Here is a 16285-nt window from a genome sequence, read left to right as displayed (position 1 = left end):
CAATATGAAAATCGTTTCACTTGTACCTTCTATTACTGAGGCTTTATTTGACCTTGGACTGACCGAAAATGAAGTGGCAGGAAGAACAAAATTCTGTATTCATCCTCAGGACAAAATAAAAAATGTAGCCATAATCGGAGGAACTAAGAATATCAATATTGAGAAGATTAAAGCATTACAACCGGATCTTATTCTTGCCAATAAGGAAGAAAATGTAAAAGAACAGGTAGAAGCTTTGATGAATGACTTTAAAGTAACAGTAACCAATATTGATACGATTGAGGATAATTACTATCTGCTTAAAAATCTTGGAAAACTTTTCGGAAAGGAAGACAGAGCACAGCTTTTCAATCTTAAAATTTATGATGTTCTGGATCAGGCAAAACTGGAAGCACCGGTAAAAGCCGCTTATCTTATCTGGAAAAATCCTTATATGACCATTGGTTCAGACACTTTCATTCACCGGATTATGTCAGAAATTGGTTTTGAAAATATTTTCAAGGACAAAACCCGCTATCCTCAGATCACCACTGAAGATCTGGCTGATGCCGATGTCATTATGCTTTCCTCTGAACCTTTTCCGTTTAAAGAAAAACATATTGAAGAGCTACAAGTTTTTTATCCTGATAAAAAGATAATAATCGTAGATGGTGAAGCCTTTTCCTGGTATGGAACCCATATTGCAAAATGCGAGAATTATTTTAAAGAACTTCTCACAGAAATTCAACAGATGCAGCAAAGCTAATTTTTCACGATCAACTTTAAACCCAAAACTTTAAACTTTAAACTTTAAACTTTAAATATTTAATCCATGTCTGGTACAGTTATATTATCTGAAGGAGCAGAATTCGATCATGTCATACAGGAAGTTTCAAAATATATCCACCTGTATGTAATGGCGTTTGAAAAAGAAGAAAGAACCATCACCCGTGTAGATAAACGCGAAAATATGTATGGAGGAAACGGAACAGTCTATATGATACAGATGTTTGGTCAGGAAGAACTGGCCAATAACCGCCTTGCCGCCTACATGGTTTTACTGAATAAAGGAGATGAATCCGGATTCCACACACACAATCTAAGAAATGAAGAGGAATTGTACGTTGTAGTGCACGGAACAGGAGAATATAGAGAAAGAACCGGAACAGAAGGGGGAATACGCAAGAAAACGCTTCAAAAAGGTGATATCACAGCCATAAGCTCCATAGGATATCATTCTATTGAAAATACAGGAGAAGAACCTTTAATCATGTTTGTAATTACCACCAATAATCCATAAAAAAACTCCAGCTGAAATAGCTGGAGTTTTTATTTTTTTATAGTAAGTTTCGATTACAAAATCTTAGAAACTTCGTTACAAAGCCATTCTAGCAATTCACGGTCTTCTTTTGTGAAAGGATCGATGGTGTGAGAATCAATATCGATCTGACCGATGTTCTTTCCGTCTTTAAAAATCGGAACTACAATTTCTGCTTTTGTATCAATGGAACAGCTTAAATAATTGCTTTCTTCATGTACATCAGGAACTACAAATGTTTCATTGGAAACCGCTACCTGACCGCAAATCCCTTTACCGTAAGGAATAATGGTGTGATCTGTCGGCGCTCCTACGTAAGGTCCTAAAATCAACTCATCTTTGTCTCCATTTTTGAAATAGAAACCTGTCCAGTTGAAATAAGGAATCTCCTGATCCAACAAATGACAAACTTTTTCAAGTTTTTCTTCTGTATTATGTTTAGGACTTTCAAGAATTGAGGAAAGTCTTTTCTTTAATTCTGACATTGTATTTATATTTTAAGAGAATTGTTTTAGGGAAAGTTCTTCTTTATATCCGAACATTCCACGCTCTTTAATCATTTCTGCTACGCCTTCCGGAACCTGAGTTTCCCAGCCTTTCACACAACATGCAATTTTTCTCAATATTTCTCTGGAATAGATTTCCAAAAATTCCGGATTATAATTGGTAATATCTACAATACGATTGTTGTGTTTGAAATATTTGTATAATTCTTTCAGGTTTTCCTCTACTTTAAGGTTGGAAGAATCCAACAGCTGATGAGTTTCCGGATCTTTATAAGGATACAGATATACTCTCATTCCATTTCTGAAAAACTTACCGAAGGCTTCAAGAATTCCTCCTGAAAGATTTTTATAATATTTCTCATCGAATACCATCAGCATGTTATTTACGCCCATTGCTACTCCGATGTCTCCACTTGTGTAAGATGCGAAATAATCAATCAGTCTGTAATATTCAGAGAAGTTTGAAATAATAACGGTATACCCCAGTTTTCCAAGAATGTCTACTCTATCCAGGAAATCTCTTTCATCAATGTCTCCGTCTGCTCTCAGATTGGAAATAGTGATTTCGATAAGAACCTCTGTTTCTTCATGAGTACACGTAGCGTCTTTGAAGAACATATCCATACCGTTTTTAAGCATGTCAATGTTTACCTTCGTTACCGGTCTGAAACTTCCTCTTACCGCGAAAATATTTTTCTTGTACAAAACATCTGCCGGAAGCATATTGTTTCCTTGAGAGTTGAAAATCACAGCATCGGTCATTCCATTCTTTACCAATTGAAGAGACATCAGTCTGTTATCAACATAGGCAAAAGCAGGTCCGCTGAAGTCGATCATATCAATTTCCAGATTATCTTTTGCAATATCATCGTAAAGAGATTCTACTAAAGTTCTTGGATTATCAAAATAATGAAAGGCTCCGAAAATAAGGTTCACCCCCAGATTCCCTAAGGTTTCCTGCTGAAGTGTAGCATCATTTTCTTTGAATTTTACGTGGATAACGATCTCATTATAATCTTCATTTTCTTTGGTTTGAAAACGAATTCCTACCCAGCCGTGGCCTTTTACAGTTTTGTCAAAATTGATAGTAGTTACCGTATTGGCGTAAGAAAAGAATTTTCTATCCGGATTATTATCTCTTGAAATTCTCTCTTCAATCAAAGCTACTTCATATCGAAGCATTTTGCGAAGCCTGTTTTGGGTAACGTACCTGTTTTTTACTTCCTTTCCGTAGATGGCATCACTAAAATCTTTGTCATAAGCAGACATTGCTTTAGCAATCGTACCGGAAGCTCCCCCTGCTCTAAAAAAGTGGCGAACAGTCTCCTGCCCGGCTCCAATTTCTGCGAAAGTACCATAAATAGTAGGATCTAGATTAATTGTTAATGCTTTTTGTTTAGGAGTTAGTTTCTGATACATTAGGACATGAAATTTTTTGTAAATTTACCAAAATTAAACCAACCTCAAAACAAAATGAAGTTGAAATTTTTAGGAACTGGTACTTCTCAAGGTGTACCCGTTATAGGCTGTACATGTGAAGTGTGTACTTCAGAAAATCCCAAAGACAAACGTTTACGTTCTTCCGTGATGATCACTACGGAGGAAAATAAAAAAATACTGATCGACTGCGGTCCGGATTTCAGACAGCAAATGCTTACCAATCATGAACATAACGTAGACATTGCGCTGATTACCCATGAACATAATGACCACGTAATCGGATTGGACGATATGCGACCCTTGATTTTTAAAAGTGGAAAAGATGTTCCGTTGTACTGCTATTCAAGAGTGGCTCATGAAATAAAAAACAGATTTCCTTACGCTTTTGCAGATGTAAGATATCCCGGTGCACCCGCTTTTGAACTTCACGAAATTGAAAATAAACCTTTTCAGGTACTGGATACGGAAATCACTCCTGTGGAAGTGATTCACTATAAAATTACCGTTTTCGGATATAAGTTTAAAAAACTGGCTTACATTACAGATGCAGGATTTATTTCTGAAACGGAGAAGGAAAAATTGAAGGATCTGGACATTCTGATCTTAAACTGTATCAGAAAATTTGATCCCCATCCAGCCCATTTTATCCTTCCCGATGTCATTAAGTTGTTTGAAGAGCTAAAACCTAAGCAATTATTTTTAACACACATCAGCCATCATTTAGGACTGCATGACATTGAAGATAAGGAGCTTCCATCCGGAATACACCTTGCCTACGATGGTTTGGAACTTAATTTTTAAAAAAAATTATTCAAAAAGCTTTTGAACATTGAAAAAAGTTCCTATATTTGCACACCAATTTGAAACAAACATCACGTTTGAAATCAACATCAAGCCCAGGTGGCGGAATTGGTAGACGCGCTGGTCTCAAACACCAGTTCTTAGGAGTACCGGTTCGATCCCGGTCCTGGGTACAAAAAACCTCTGAAATTTTCAGAGGTTTTTATTTTTTACAGATTCTTCAAAATTCTTTCAAGCTCCAGGTCTCGTTTCTGAATAATATCATCATCAGAATATTCAATAAATTCATTGACTTTCACTCCTACTTTTTGGGTTTGAGAACCATCATAATAAAAAATACCATTCCCTGTGAATTCAAGATTGTAACCACCGGGAAGTGTTATGGTTCTGATATCACCGTCAGCTCCAGCTGTTCTCTGCCCAATAGTTCTGGCATTAGGAAAGATATTCTGAAGATTCATTGTATTCCATTCGCTCATGCTTAAAGTTTCAGGATTAACAATCATGAAAACTTTTCCTTTATAAGGATGAACGGTTTTATTTTTAATATCCGGATAATAAGTTCCAAATCCATCATAGCTGATAGGAATATATGTTCCGACATTTTTGGGATTGGGTTTATAGTATTTTCCAAAACGGTTTTCCACGGGAGAAAAATATTTATAAACATAATGAAATACAAAACCACCCCAGTCCGGATATCCTCTCATATCAAATATAATAGCTTTTTTCGAGGAAGCATCCCTGAAAATAGAATCCATATGCTCATCCAGCTTATCATCAGAGATATTATTCGTAAAAGCAAAAACATCATTGATTTTAAAATAGACAATATCTTGATGATCTATCGTATACTGCTGTTTCTGACGGATCTTATTTTGAATATATTTCGAAACAATAGCCCGCTGTCCTTCATTGGTGAAATTAACAAACTCTGTGTCTGCCATATGGGTTTTATTATCCCTGGATTGTATTTTTAATCTTTTGCGAGCCAGATTATCAGGCCAGATCAGATTCTTCTGAAAGTCCGATATCAGATACAAAAACGTTTCAGGATTGGAAGTAGAAAGCAACTCTTTTTTTTCTTTAATAATCTCACGAACACTTTTACCATTCACCTCTGTTATTTGATCACCAACATGAATATTCGCTTTGGAACAGATTTCGGGTAAAAGAATTTCAGTAACCAATAGATGATCTTTCACGATCATATAATCAAAAGGCGGAAAATAGAATCTGTGGAAAATCTCATTTTTGAAATTCAATTGATCATAAAACCTGAAAGAATGGGTATCTTCCATCTTAGAAACTACTTTGGTAAGAATAACCTCAAAGTCTTTTCTGGAAGAACAGCGAATGACCTGATCTACTAAATCTGAAAAATAAACCTCAGCATTTTTATCCATCAGATATTTGTGAGGATAAAGATAATCGATAGCACCCTGTAATTTGGCCAATGCCAGCAGACGATATGCTAAAGGCAGGTTTTCCTCTTTTTTAAACTCGTTGGTTTTAGAATCAAATGTTTTATCTTTCTTTTCAGTTTCAGTAACAAATCTATGATTGTAAATATCATTTAACAGTATCTTGTTTTCTGAACTTATCTTTTTATTGTTCTGATACCATCTGAAATCTTGATTTACAGACAATACTTCTTTTGGAGTGTCGATCACCGGAGCACCAGTAAATTTATGATTCAGATTTTTTAAAAGAAGGGTAATAATTGTGTTTTCACTGGTATTTGCATTTACTTTTCCTATTGTTTCCAAAAAAAGACTGTCTGCATCTTTCCTACCATCAGCAAGATCAGGATGGTAATATTTTATGAAATTCCAGGTTTTCATAAAATACATGTAATGGTCTTTTTGAGCATAAGTAGTAGCATGAAAAGCTATCACAAAAAATACAATAAAGATATTCTTCATTTACTTGAATTTGTGATGTAAAATACACTTTTAAAGTCTATAAATAAAATATAACTATTTCTCTTGTCATTCTATTTCGGAATACCACAGTCTTTATACGATATCGCTACAAAATAAGTAGGCCTTCTATTTTCAAAGTATATAATAGGTCACTATCAGGATTAATCAATTATTTTCAAAATAAAAAATCCTCTGAAAATCAATTGATTTCCAGAGGACTCTAAATATAAGCATTATCATCATGGGAAGTTTATTGGTTTTCGCATTGTTAAATATTAATGGTTTTTTAATGGTATTAATAACAGGGATAACTTTTTCGTTTTTGTTATATGCGCTAGTCACTTATAAAAAATCAACAGGAAAATCAATCGCTATTCTTGAAAACAAACCATTAGAATTTTTAGGAAAAATATCTTACAGTCTATATCTTATACACGGGCCGTTCCTTGCAATCATAAACCTTTATTTATTAAAAAACTTTGAGTTTACAAATGATACCCGGCAATGGATTATCTTTATTTTTATCTTTATTTTTATCATCCCTGTAACGACTATTTTTTATAATTTGGTTGAAAAGAGATTTCTAAATAAATAATTCTAAAATAGAAAAATCCGGATAGTTTTATCATCTAATTTTAAATCCGGTGTCAGATAAAAGAGATAAAAGTTTTCATTACCCATCATACAAAACTCTATCATCCCATATATAAAAGAACACCTGAAAAAGCAGGTGTTCTTGTGTATTTTAATGATCAATTTTAATTAATTCAATTTTTAAGATCTTTGAAGTTTCGGATACCACAATCTTTATGCGACATTAACCCCAAAAATATGGCCTACTAATGCAGTAATTCCCATTGCCACAGTTCCCCAGAAGCAAATTCTCAATACAGCTATTTTAATGCTGGAACCACCAGCCCGGGCAGAAACCGCCCCTAAGAGCATCAAAAATATAATTGAAAATCCATATTGGAAATACACCATTTCCTTAAGAGGAGCCAAAAGAGACACCGTAAATGGTAATAAGGCACCCACCGCAAATGAGCCGAATGAAGCTATTGCCGCCTGCAGAGGTTTCGCCTGCGTTATTTCATTGATTCCCAACTCATCACGGGCATGTGCTCCCAATGCATCGTGTTCTGTAAGTTCAATAGCTACCTGCATGGCTGTTTCTTTGGTACAGCCTCTTTTTTCATACACTTTGGCCAGCTCCCTGAGTTCTATTTCGGGCATTTGTTCCAGTTCGCGTTGTTCACGGATCAAATCAGCTTTTTCTGTATCCTCCTGAGAGCTTACGGAAACGTACTCACCGGCAGCCATAGACATTGCCCCGGCAATCATACCTGCCAATGCAGCAAGAATAATGATATGTCGCTCCGGCTCTGCAGCTGCAACTCCTATAACAATACTTGTGGTGGATAATAACCCGTCATTAGCGCCTAATACAGCTGCACGAAGCCAGCCTACTCTGTTTACATAATGTTTCTCCAGCTGATGATGCATAACTTTTGTTTTGGTGGTAGGCTAAAGTTACCCAATATTTCATCAAGAATCAATTTAAATTAACATGAGATTCTACCATCTTAGCTTACAACTGATACTGGATGTTCGTTCTTAAATCTGATAAAATCCTCTAATGAATATTCCGGGCATGCTCCTTCCTGTGAGGTGATGAATGCTCCGAGAGACACAGCCTGAGTCATAATTTCATGAACAGTACTTCCTTTTTCCAATCTTTTGGAAAGAAATCCTGCCAGAAAAGAATCTCCGCTCCCTACGGTATCTTTTACAGTAACCGGTATGGTAGGATACAGATAAAAATGATCTTCTGAGGCATACAGAGCTCCTTTGCTTCCTTTGGAAATAATAATTTCTTTAAGATCAAACTGATCCTGCAAATATTTTATCCCATCTTCTTCAGTGGTATATTCTTTTCCTAAAAAATCAAGCATCATTCGCATTTCTGCTTTATTGAATTTAGCGAGATGTGTTTTATGAAGCAGGTCTTTTATCATTCCAACCTCATAATAAGGTTCTCTGAGATTGATATCAAAGACATTATAATGGCTGAGTTCAAGCAACTGGAAGAGCGTATTTCTGGATTTCCCATTTCGGGCTGCCAGCGTTCCGAACACCAACGCATCTGTTGTATTAAGGATTTCCTTATTTTCCGGAGTGGTTTCAATATAATCCCATGCTACCCCTTCCACAATATCATAATGAGCATCATTATTTTCATCTACTGTAGCAATAACCGTACTTGTTGGATACTCTGTATTGATCTGAACATGATCTGCGGGAATATTCCAGTTTTTCATTTTATCCAAAAGATCACGCCCAAGCTGATCATCACCAATACTGCTTATCATATTGACTTCTACGCCCATTTTGGAAAGATGGTAGGCTACATTAAAAGGAGCACCTCCTACTCTTTTCTGCTCTCCCGGAAAAATATCCCAGAGCACCTCTCCAAAACATACTGCTTTATTTTTTTTGTATTCCATTATATAAAAGTAATTAAATGTATTGAGTTTATAAAAAATTTACTCTTTGAAGCTCTTTGCTTCAGAATGAATAAACCTGCACAGAAAACTGAAGAAATGCATTATTATTGACCGGATTCCACATTCCCCAAATTCCCACAGGAATTGTATAGCCTTCAATGGTAAAGCTTTTCGAAACGATAAGGCTTACCTCATTGAAACCAGTATCTTTAGCAAAGAAATTATTCTTTTCTCCATGACTGTCTAAGGCAAAAGCATAGCCCACTCTCCCTCTTATTTCAAGGTTGTCTTTTTTGTATACAGGATATTCTCCCGAAACAAATGAAGAATATTTATTTCCTGTATTTTCACTGTTTCGGTCTCTTCCGAAAACTACAGTATTCCAGCTGAGTACTAAAGGAAATTGATCACTTATGGTATAATAAGATCTGAAATCCCAAAAACGACCAGTTTCCTGAGCGGAATAATTAAAAAATTCTTTATTGTTATAGTTTGCTCCAGGAGAAAAGTTATAGATATCCCATAACTCCAGCGTAAGATGCTTATTCTTATATCCTATATAGTTGTTGAATTCTTTATAGGAACCATCAACATTTCCGCCTGCCCAGAATCCTGCATAAAAATTCTTATAGTCAAGATGTAAATCTCCGGTATAAATAAGCCCTGCAGAGACTTCAATTCCGCGCCATAAATGGCTGTTGCGAAGCTGCAGCGCTGAATGCACTTCCTGCGCGCCCATACAATGTCCTATAATCAGGAAACAAGGTAATAAATAGTTTTTTAGCATGATTCAAGTGTTTTTTAAGGCAGTAAGTATTCTGTATCCAGTAATAGTCTACAGGATATTTACATGAATTGAAAGAAACTATATAATTAGTGAATAAAGTCTTTTTCTCTTATACGCGATCCGAACAGCGCATAGGTAAGCATAAGCAGTTCACAGATTACGGTAAGCCACCAGGTCCATCTCCATGAGCCTAAAATATCTGCTAAACCTCCCTGAATAAGCGTAAAGACGGCTCCACCAAATACGGCAGAAATAAAAATACCGGATGCTTTTGAGGTATATTTATTCAAACCTTTAATAGAAAGTGTATAAATACAGCTCCACATGGATGAATGCAGAAGACCGATTGCTACAAGAAACCAAAGATTCTGAGTGATCATGGATATTAAAGCAAGTATTGCTGCAAGTACTGTGGTTGTTATCAATTGCGTTCTTGCAGAAATCTTACTGAAAAAGCTGGACACTGCTCTTCCTACCAGAAAACCTCCCCAATACAATGTGGACAATAATGCATGAATTCCTAAGTCCATTCCTCCGACAATGATATCTGTTTTTCCGAAAAAGGTAATAGGATGCCCTGAATCCATGAGCTCAAAAGCATACAGATTAATATTCGCACCAATGGCCACTTCGGTTCCTACATAAAAAAAGATGGCTAAAACTCCTAATACAAAATGCCTGAATGTCCAAATGCTTCTCTCCAGTTTTTCTTCTCCAACCACTCTTGTATGAGCAAGGTCAGGAAGATGAAGCCTTTTCGTGATGATCATGACGGTAAGAATACAGACAATCAAGATAGAAAGTGGAAACAAAAGCTGTCTGATCTCTATATTTTCAATGGAAATCCCACTGAACATGACTACAGTAACAAAAAAAGGTGCAGAAGTAGTTCCGATAGAGTTAATGGCTGTCAGAATATTCAGACGCTGTACGGGCTGAGTTCCTTTCAGTTCATAGGATGCAGCATAAGGATTTACAACCACCTGAATAATTGCTGCTGCTGTCCCCATTAAATAGGAACCCATGACAAAGACGATAAATCCATAAGGAATAACAGCATCTTTTATATTAAATTTCAAATCAGGATAATGATCACCAACCCATGATGAGCACAGATACATAAAAAGACCTGAAATCATAAAGAAAAGCCCGCGCAGAATTGTATTCTTATATCCGAAGGCGTTCACCCATTTGCTACCCAGTGTTCCGTTCAGAAGATATCCTAAAAAGAAGAAAAAGGAAATCAGGGTAGTAAATGTATTTTTAAGACTGCCTGCATGACTCAAAAAAGTAAATTTCAAGGGTGCTTGCAGCTGTTCATTCACTGTGGTCAGAAAACCTACAATAAAATAGATAAACGTAATGATGGCAAACGGCAGTATAGCATTGTTTGCTTTATTGTCTGAAGAGGTTATCCCTGGATTTATCTGCATGGCTGAGTTATTTTATGATGGATTGTAAAACCGAAGCGGTTCCTGAGCTTTTTATATCTTCTACAAAACGGTTGTATTGTTTGATGAAAGATTCAGAAGTTTTTAGCTGAATACCTTTAAAAGCTGACAACTCCAGGAAGTCCTGTGGATTTTCACTGGCAACAAGCTTCTGATCATTTTCTGTAATCCAGGGTTCTGCTGTCTCGAATATATTACCCTGATCATCTTTTTTATATGTAAGATAATGTCTGTAGGAAGCAATAAGAAAAGCCGGTCTGGTAAGGTCTTTCCCTCCTTTGATCATTTTATCAAGGTTTGGAATGATATACACCGGGAATTTTGAAATCCCATCGAAACACAGACGGCTCACCTGATCACTTACACTGTGATTGGCAAATCTTTCAATCAATGTCTGTTTATATTTTTCCAGATCTGTATTTTCAGGGGCAGGAACAAAAGGTGTAATGTCTGTATCCATAAAATCTTTGATGAATTTCACAAGATTTTCATCTTCCATAGCCTGATCTACTTTACGGTAACCCATTAAGAAAGCCGGATAAGATAAAAGGGTGTGGGAAGCATTCAATAAGCTTAATTTCATATTTTCAAATGCAGTTACATCATTGGTAAACTGTACACCTACTCTTTCCCATGCCGGTCTTCCTGCTATAAAGTTGTCTTCTATCACCCATTGTGTAAAGTCTTCACAATATACAGGAGCACAATCATCCGTTCCATTCAACTTATTTAATCTTTCCACGTCTTCCGGAGTTGTGGCCGGAGTAATACGATCTACCATGCTGTTTGGGAAGGTTACGTTTTCCTTTACCCAAGCTGCCAGTTCTGTATCCTGAGCTTCTATAAATGAGATGAAAGCTCTTTTTGTCGTATTTCCGTTATGCTGAAGGTTATCACATGAAAGTATTGTAACGGGTCCTGCATTTTGAATCTTTCTCTGGCGCAGTCCTTCTGCAACAAAGCCGAAAACAGTATTAGGACTGGAAGGATTTTTCAGGTCATGCTGTATTTTTTCATCTTCCAATATAAATTTTCCCGTTTCTTTATCAAGATTATAACCTCCTTCTGTAATGGTTAAAGTGATGATCTTAACAGTGCTGTCTGCAATTTTTTTCACCACAGCCTCAGGATCTTCTATTCCCCAGATCAACTCTCTCAAAGAGCCTATTTTATACACCTCATCATTCCCGTTTCTTCCACAAACGGTAAGAGAATAGTGAAGATTCTGAGCTCTTAAATTTTTTACGATCTTTTCATCTGAAGGCAGCAAGCATACTCCGCAGATTCCCCAATCTTTCTGATCCTTGTCATTAAGCAGCCTATTGGTATAAAACTGCTGATGAGCCCTGTGAAAGTTCCCTACTCCAATATGTAAAATTCCGGTGCGGATTTCCGATGCATCATAGTTGTAATAAATCATACTCATAAACATAAAATTGTTATCATATTAACCGATTCGTTAAAACTATATTAACAAATGGTTAACCGGATAATTTTTTTATAAATTTCAGACTGGGAACGTTCCCAAAAATCAGGGAACGTTCCCAATTGTCTATTTTTTTATTATTTTTAGCCCAAAAACAAGGCTGATGAGACGTATTACGATTAAAGATCTGTCCAAATTTTTGTCATTATCTACCTCTACCATCTCCAGAGCGCTGCTTCATGATAAAAATGTGAATGAAGAAACACGAAAAAGAGTGCTGGATGCTGCAGAGAAATTGGGCTATAAACCGAACCTTACCGCTTTGAATTTACAATCCGGACAATCCAGAACAATTGGCTTTGTAGTACCGGAAATGATTACTCCTTTTTCCTCCACTGTACTGAAAGGAATTCAGAATATTCTTTATCCTCTCGGATACCGTATTATTATTACTCAGTCTGATGAAGATCCTCTTATTGAGAGAAAAAATCTTCAGCTTCTGGAAGAGTTTAATGTAGATGCTATTATTATTAATTTATGTCATGAAACCTCAAATAATGATATTTATCAAAATATTATGGATATAGGAACTCCTTTAATCTTTTTCGACAGGATTCCTCACAAATCTCTGGATGTATCGAAGGTTATTATTGATGATGCTATTAAAGCTTCATTAATGGTAGAATACTTAATTAAGACCGGAAGAAAAAGAATCGTTCATCTCATGGGACCTTCAACCATCCGAAATGCTGTAGAAAGGGTAAATGGTTATAAGCGCATTCTTATGAAATACAATATTTTTGATGAAAACCTGATCGTACAGACCGATGGAATGACTTTCGAACATGGAAAAAAAGCAGTTAAACAGCTATTGAATAAGAATATAGAGTTCGACAGTATTTTTGCCTTCAGCGATACTCTTGCCATGGGAGCCATGAATTTTCTTCTTGAACAAAAAGTAAGAATTCCGGACGAAGTTTCTATTGCAAGCTTTTCCGGAACGGAATTGTCAACCATGGTGTATCCTCAGCTGACCAGCGTACAACAGCCTTTGGAAAAAATGGGTGAAGCCGCTGCAGAGCTGGCATTGGAAAAGATCAAAAACAATAATCTTCCAAGCAGAGCTGTATTGATGGATGCAGAACTGATTTACAGAGCTTCTACTTAAATGATTCTCAATTTTGATAGTATGACATTTTATAGTCTATTGTAAAATGACAAAAAGTCCGGGTAACAGATTACAGTTCAATACATAACCTCTTCAAAACACACCATTCTGTTCAGAAAATCCTATTTTCTTATCTTTGCAGCAATGAATTTATTATATATCAACTGGGATGTTAATCCCGAAATCGTCAATATCTTAGGACTTCCCATAAAATATTACGGATTACTATTCCTTGCGGGACTTGTTTTATCTCTCAATATTTTAAAAAGAATTTATAAAAAAGAAGGTCTTAGTTCACAGGCACACGAAGCTTTATTCTCCTATGCACTGATAGGAATTCTGGTGGGAGCCCGATTGGGTCACTGTATTTTTTATGATTTTGATTATTATTCCCAGCACCCGCTTGAAATATTTTTACCGATTCAGAAAGGACCGGATGGAGTCTACCATTTCACAGGATTTGCAGGTCTTGCCAGTCATGGCGGCGGTATTGGTCTGGTGATTATGCTTCTCATCTATGCAAGAAAGTATTCTATCCCGTTCATGACCGTTCTGGATGCCATAGCGATTGTACTTCCGCTAGGTGGTACTTTTATCAGGCTTGCCAATCTGATGAACTCTGAAATCATAGGAACTCCTACAAATGTTCCATGGGCTTTTATATTCCGTCAGGTAGATGATCTTCCGAGACATCCTGCTCAGCTGTATGAAGCGATCTCTTATTTTATAATCTTCCTTGCGGTATATTTTATTTACAGGAAGAATATTTTTAAGATCGGAAAGGGTTTTTATTTTGGAATCAGTATTCTATTGATCTTCATTATGAGAATTCTGATTGAGTTTATCAAGGTGGATCAGGTAGAATTTGAGCATGGAATGAGCCTTAATATGGGACAGCTTCTGAGTATTCCATTTGTTCTTCTTGGATTATTCTTCATCATCAAAAGTATATTGGAGAAAAGAAAGATTAAAACTACTTAATTTTCTTATTTCTTTTACCATAAAAAAACTCACTGAAAACAACTTTCAGTGAGTTTCTTTTTTGATTAGGCTTTATAATATACTATCTCGTTGTGTATCCACCGTTGGCAAAAATGGTTTGTCCGGTAATCCACCAACCTTCTGTTACCAGGAATTCTACCAGCGGAGCAATATCTTTAATATCTGTCAATCCTCCTAATGCAGATGCAGATTTATGATAAGCAACGGCATCGTCGGTTTCCTGTCCGTAGAAGAAAGGAGTATCCATTGGTCCAGGTGCTACAGCTGTTACGGAAATTCCTCTTGCCCCGAATTCTTTGGAAGCCGCTCTGGTAAAGTGCTCTACCGGTGCTTTTGCTCCTGCATAGGTGGAATATAATCCGGTGTAGGCTGCCAATAATGAAGTTACAATGGTACAGATTTTCCCATGATCGTTCAGTTTTTTACCAGCTTCCTGAAGAAAGAAGTAAGCAGATTTTGAATTGACATTGAACATGGTATCATATTCAGCTTCTGTAGTTTCTGAAAATGGCTTTTTAAGTACCATTCCTACGGTATTGATTGCAATATCGATTCCTCCGAAACGGGAAATGGTCTCATCAAAAAACTTCGTGATATGATCTACTTTGGTAAGGTCTCCCTGAAATAAAAATGCTTCAGCTCCTAATGCCTGTACTTCAGCCAGTGTTTTCTCACTTTCAGCTCTTGAGCTTTCGCTGTTATAATGGATGGCCAGCTTTGCCCCTTTGGATGCAAAATCTCTGCTTAATAATCCACCTAAATTTTTACCTCCTCCGGCAATTAAAACAACTTTTCCCTGTACATTTTGTGTTGACATGTTTTTATATTTAAATGTTAATGAGACAAAGATCAATAATAAAACCCGCCTCAACATGGTGAAATTTTCGGAAATTTCTTTTTATTATTTTTAAACCGAAGGAAAAATGTTTATTATTTTATGTAAACAATATTTTTAAATAGAATGTTATTTACCAACCAGATACGCTTTGATACAGGCCTTTTCAATTAAACACTTTTGGATAATTCACAAACTCGCTTCAATTTTAGGCATAACATTTGATACCTTCCTCCCGTATCACGCACCACCACTTCATTTTTAATATATTTTTTTATAATCCTCAGGCTTCTGAGGATTTTTTTATACAATTATTACAACTTCCTTTAGATCTTTCTTACAGAATATAAAGTATCACTTAAAACCATTTCTGATAATCAATCATTTAAAACCGGATTATTCATTTTATTGTTGTATATTTGCATATTATAAACCGAGCCACCACTTTGTTTTCTGTAACGACCCGAATATTTTTTATTCAGTCTTTGCCTTTTGAGCAGCCATATTTTTAACTTTTATTCTTCTATTAAAGAACAATACTTGTCGGAATTTTAAAGCTCTGTATGATTGGGATTATCCAAGACAGAAAACATAGCCAGGCTTTATAGGGGTCTACACAGACCAGATTGAACTCATTAATTTATAGAAACTAAATACTAAAAATAATTTATGGCAGATTCTTTTTCTAAAAAGGAAAATTTCAAGAAAAAAATTCAAAAGCAAAAAGAAAAGGCGCTAAGACGCGAAGAACGTAAAACGAACAACAACAAAGGAGCGGAGGATGTCTTCATGTATGTAGACGAATTCGGAAGATTAACATCTACTCCACCTGAACAAAGACAGGAAGTAAATCTTGATGACATTCAATTGGGTGCAGCACCTATCATTGAAGAAGATCCAAGAAAAACAGGAATTGTTACTTTCCTGAGCGAAAAAGGATATGGTTTCATTACGGAAGATAATTCCAAAGAAAACATCTTCTTCCACAACAACAACTGTGCAGAACCGGTGAAAAAAGGGAATAAGGTATCTTTTGAAAAAGAGAAATCTCCTAAAGGATTTTCTGCTGTTGAAATTCAGATTGTTAAATAATATGTACTTATAAAATGCTTCTGTCTTAAAAGCAGATTCATTTTAAACCAT

The 16285-nt window shown here is 36.0% G+C and carries 16 protein-coding genes and 1 tRNA gene; 8 read left to right on the top strand and 9 right to left on the bottom strand.

Annotated elements, in window-relative coordinates:
- Positions 1 to 4: 4 nt before the first annotated feature.
- A complete protein-coding gene (locus ACKTTZ_RS14795; RefSeq protein ID WP_407845905.1) occupies positions 5 to 745 on the top strand; it encodes an ABC transporter substrate-binding protein in 741 nt (246 codons plus the stop codon).
- 66 nt (positions 746 to 811) lie between these two features.
- On the top strand, positions 812 to 1279 hold the full coding sequence (locus tag ACKTTZ_RS14790; protein WP_407845904.1) for a cupin domain-containing protein: 468 nt from the start codon (positions 812 to 814) through the stop codon (positions 1277 to 1279).
- A gap of 53 nt (positions 1280 to 1332) precedes the next feature.
- On the opposite strand, the gene ACKTTZ_RS14785 is transcribed toward ACKTTZ_RS14790, so the two are convergent.
- Positions 1333 to 1782: a GAF domain-containing protein gene (locus ACKTTZ_RS14785; protein WP_034692242.1), complete on the bottom strand. Its 450-nt coding sequence runs from the start codon at positions 1780 to 1782 to the stop codon at positions 1333 to 1335.
- A gap of 12 nt (positions 1783 to 1794) precedes the next feature.
- On the bottom strand, positions 1795 to 3222 hold the full coding sequence (locus ACKTTZ_RS14780) for a hypothetical protein (RefSeq protein WP_034692241.1): 1428 nt from the start codon (positions 3220 to 3222) through the stop codon (positions 1795 to 1797).
- Between the two features lie 54 nt (positions 3223 to 3276).
- On the opposite strand from ACKTTZ_RS14780, the gene ACKTTZ_RS14775 reads away from it, so the two are divergent.
- A complete protein-coding gene (locus tag ACKTTZ_RS14775) occupies positions 3277 to 4044 on the top strand; it encodes an MBL fold metallo-hydrolase (protein ID WP_034692370.1) in 768 nt (255 codons plus the stop codon).
- Between the two features lie 93 nt (positions 4045 to 4137).
- A tRNA-Leu gene (locus ACKTTZ_RS14770) sits at positions 4138 to 4217 on the top strand.
- A gap of 36 nt (positions 4218 to 4253) precedes the next feature.
- Here ACKTTZ_RS14770 and ACKTTZ_RS14765 read toward each other — a convergent pair.
- Positions 4254 to 5969 (bottom strand): S41 family peptidase, encoded by a 1716-nt coding sequence (locus ACKTTZ_RS14765; RefSeq protein ID WP_407845903.1) that lies wholly within the window; start codon positions 5967 to 5969, stop codon positions 4254 to 4256.
- 241 nt (positions 5970 to 6210) lie between these two features.
- On the opposite strand from ACKTTZ_RS14765, the gene ACKTTZ_RS14760 reads away from it, so the two are divergent.
- Complete coding sequence (locus ACKTTZ_RS14760; protein ID WP_407845902.1) at positions 6211 to 6564, top strand: acyltransferase family protein; 354 nt, start codon at positions 6211 to 6213, stop codon at positions 6562 to 6564.
- 212 nt (positions 6565 to 6776) lie between these two features.
- Here ACKTTZ_RS14760 and ACKTTZ_RS14755 read toward each other — a convergent pair whose 3' ends face one another.
- The 5 genes from ACKTTZ_RS14755 to ACKTTZ_RS14735 form a co-directional block, all read right to left on the bottom strand.
- Positions 6777 to 7472, bottom strand: coding sequence for a VIT family protein (locus ACKTTZ_RS14755; RefSeq protein WP_034692141.1), 696 nt, complete (start codon positions 7470 to 7472; stop codon positions 6777 to 6779).
- Between the two features lie 80 nt (positions 7473 to 7552).
- On the bottom strand, positions 7553 to 8473 hold the full coding sequence (locus tag ACKTTZ_RS14750) for a carbohydrate kinase (RefSeq protein ID WP_034692140.1): 921 nt from the start codon (positions 8471 to 8473) through the stop codon (positions 7553 to 7555).
- Positions 8474 to 8534: 61 nt separating this feature from the next.
- Positions 8535 to 9260: a hypothetical protein gene (locus ACKTTZ_RS14745; RefSeq protein ID WP_407845901.1), complete on the bottom strand. Its 726-nt coding sequence runs from the start codon at positions 9258 to 9260 to the stop codon at positions 8535 to 8537.
- An 86-nt stretch (positions 9261 to 9346) separates the two neighbouring features.
- Complete coding sequence (locus ACKTTZ_RS14740; protein ID WP_034692138.1) at positions 9347 to 10693, bottom strand: MFS transporter; 1347 nt, start codon at positions 10691 to 10693, stop codon at positions 9347 to 9349.
- Positions 10694 to 10700: 7 nt separating this feature from the next.
- A complete protein-coding gene (locus ACKTTZ_RS14735) occupies positions 10701 to 12137 on the bottom strand; it encodes a mannitol dehydrogenase family protein (RefSeq protein ID WP_407845900.1) in 1437 nt (478 codons plus the stop codon).
- A gap of 163 nt (positions 12138 to 12300) precedes the next feature.
- On the opposite strand from ACKTTZ_RS14735, the gene ACKTTZ_RS14730 reads away from it, so the two are divergent.
- Entirely contained in the window at positions 12301 to 13305 is a 1005-nt protein-coding gene (locus ACKTTZ_RS14730) for a LacI family DNA-binding transcriptional regulator (protein WP_407845898.1), read from the top strand.
- A gap of 144 nt (positions 13306 to 13449) precedes the next feature.
- Positions 13450 to 14286, top strand: a complete 837-nt coding sequence (gene lgt / locus ACKTTZ_RS14725; RefSeq protein WP_034692136.1) for a prolipoprotein diacylglyceryl transferase — start codon at positions 13450 to 13452, stop codon at positions 14284 to 14286.
- An 82-nt stretch (positions 14287 to 14368) separates the two neighbouring features.
- On the opposite strand, the gene ACKTTZ_RS14720 is transcribed toward lgt, so the two are convergent.
- Entirely contained in the window at positions 14369 to 15124 is a 756-nt protein-coding gene (locus ACKTTZ_RS14720) for an SDR family oxidoreductase (protein WP_076597636.1), read from the bottom strand.
- Between the two features lie 687 nt (positions 15125 to 15811).
- Here ACKTTZ_RS14720 and ACKTTZ_RS14715 point away from each other — a divergent pair.
- Complete coding sequence (locus tag ACKTTZ_RS14715) at positions 15812 to 16234, top strand: cold shock domain-containing protein (protein WP_034692134.1); 423 nt, start codon at positions 15812 to 15814, stop codon at positions 16232 to 16234.
- Positions 16235 to 16285 lie beyond the last annotated feature (51 nt).

It is taken from the genome of Chryseobacterium sp. KCF3-3 (assembly GCF_045865955.1).
Taxonomy (GTDB): domain Bacteria; phylum Bacteroidota; class Bacteroidia; order Flavobacteriales; family Weeksellaceae; genus Chryseobacterium.
This window is presented reverse-complemented; position numbering and strand designations above follow the sequence as displayed.

Excerpts from the sequence above, each read along its gene's own strand:
- ACKTTZ_RS14795 (WP_407845905.1), top strand. The coding sequence starts at position 5 with ATGAAAATCGTTTCACTTGTACCTTCTATTACTGAGGCTTTATTTGAC.
- ACKTTZ_RS14790 (WP_407845904.1), top strand. The coding sequence starts at position 812 with ATGTCTGGTACAGTTATATTATCTGAAGGAGCAGAATTCGATCATGTC.
- ACKTTZ_RS14785 (WP_034692242.1), bottom strand. The coding sequence starts at position 1,782 with ATGTCAGAATTAAAGAAAAGACTTTCCTCAATTCTTGAAAGTCCTAAA.
- ACKTTZ_RS14780 (WP_034692241.1), bottom strand. The coding sequence starts at position 3,222 with ATGTATCAGAAACTAACTCCTAAACAAAAAGCATTAACAATTAATCTA.
- ACKTTZ_RS14775 (WP_034692370.1), top strand. The coding sequence starts at position 3,277 with ATGAAGTTGAAATTTTTAGGAACTGGTACTTCTCAAGGTGTACCCGTT.
- ACKTTZ_RS14765 (WP_407845903.1), bottom strand. The coding sequence starts at position 5,969 with ATGAAGAATATCTTTATTGTATTTTTTGTGATAGCTTTTCATGCTACT.
- ACKTTZ_RS14760 (WP_407845902.1), top strand. The coding sequence starts at position 6,211 with ATGGGAAGTTTATTGGTTTTCGCATTGTTAAATATTAATGGTTTTTTA.
- ACKTTZ_RS14755 (WP_034692141.1), bottom strand. The coding sequence starts at position 7,472 with ATGCATCATCAGCTGGAGAAACATTATGTAAACAGAGTAGGCTGGCTT.
- ACKTTZ_RS14750 (WP_034692140.1), bottom strand. The coding sequence starts at position 8,473 with ATGGAATACAAAAAAAATAAAGCAGTATGTTTTGGAGAGGTGCTCTGG.
- ACKTTZ_RS14745 (WP_407845901.1), bottom strand. The coding sequence starts at position 9,260 with ATGCTAAAAAACTATTTATTACCTTGTTTCCTGATTATAGGACATTGT.
- ACKTTZ_RS14740 (WP_034692138.1), bottom strand. The coding sequence starts at position 10,693 with ATGCAGATAAATCCAGGGATAACCTCTTCAGACAATAAAGCAAACAAT.
- ACKTTZ_RS14735 (WP_407845900.1), bottom strand. The coding sequence starts at position 12,137 with ATGAGTATGATTTATTACAACTATGATGCATCGGAAATCCGCACCGGA.
- ACKTTZ_RS14730 (WP_407845898.1), top strand. The coding sequence starts at position 12,301 with ATGAGACGTATTACGATTAAAGATCTGTCCAAATTTTTGTCATTATCT.
- lgt (WP_034692136.1), top strand. The coding sequence starts at position 13,450 with ATGAATTTATTATATATCAACTGGGATGTTAATCCCGAAATCGTCAAT.
- ACKTTZ_RS14720 (WP_076597636.1), bottom strand. The coding sequence starts at position 15,124 with ATGTCAACACAAAATGTACAGGGAAAAGTTGTTTTAATTGCCGGAGGA.
- ACKTTZ_RS14715 (WP_034692134.1), top strand. The coding sequence starts at position 15,812 with ATGGCAGATTCTTTTTCTAAAAAGGAAAATTTCAAGAAAAAAATTCAA.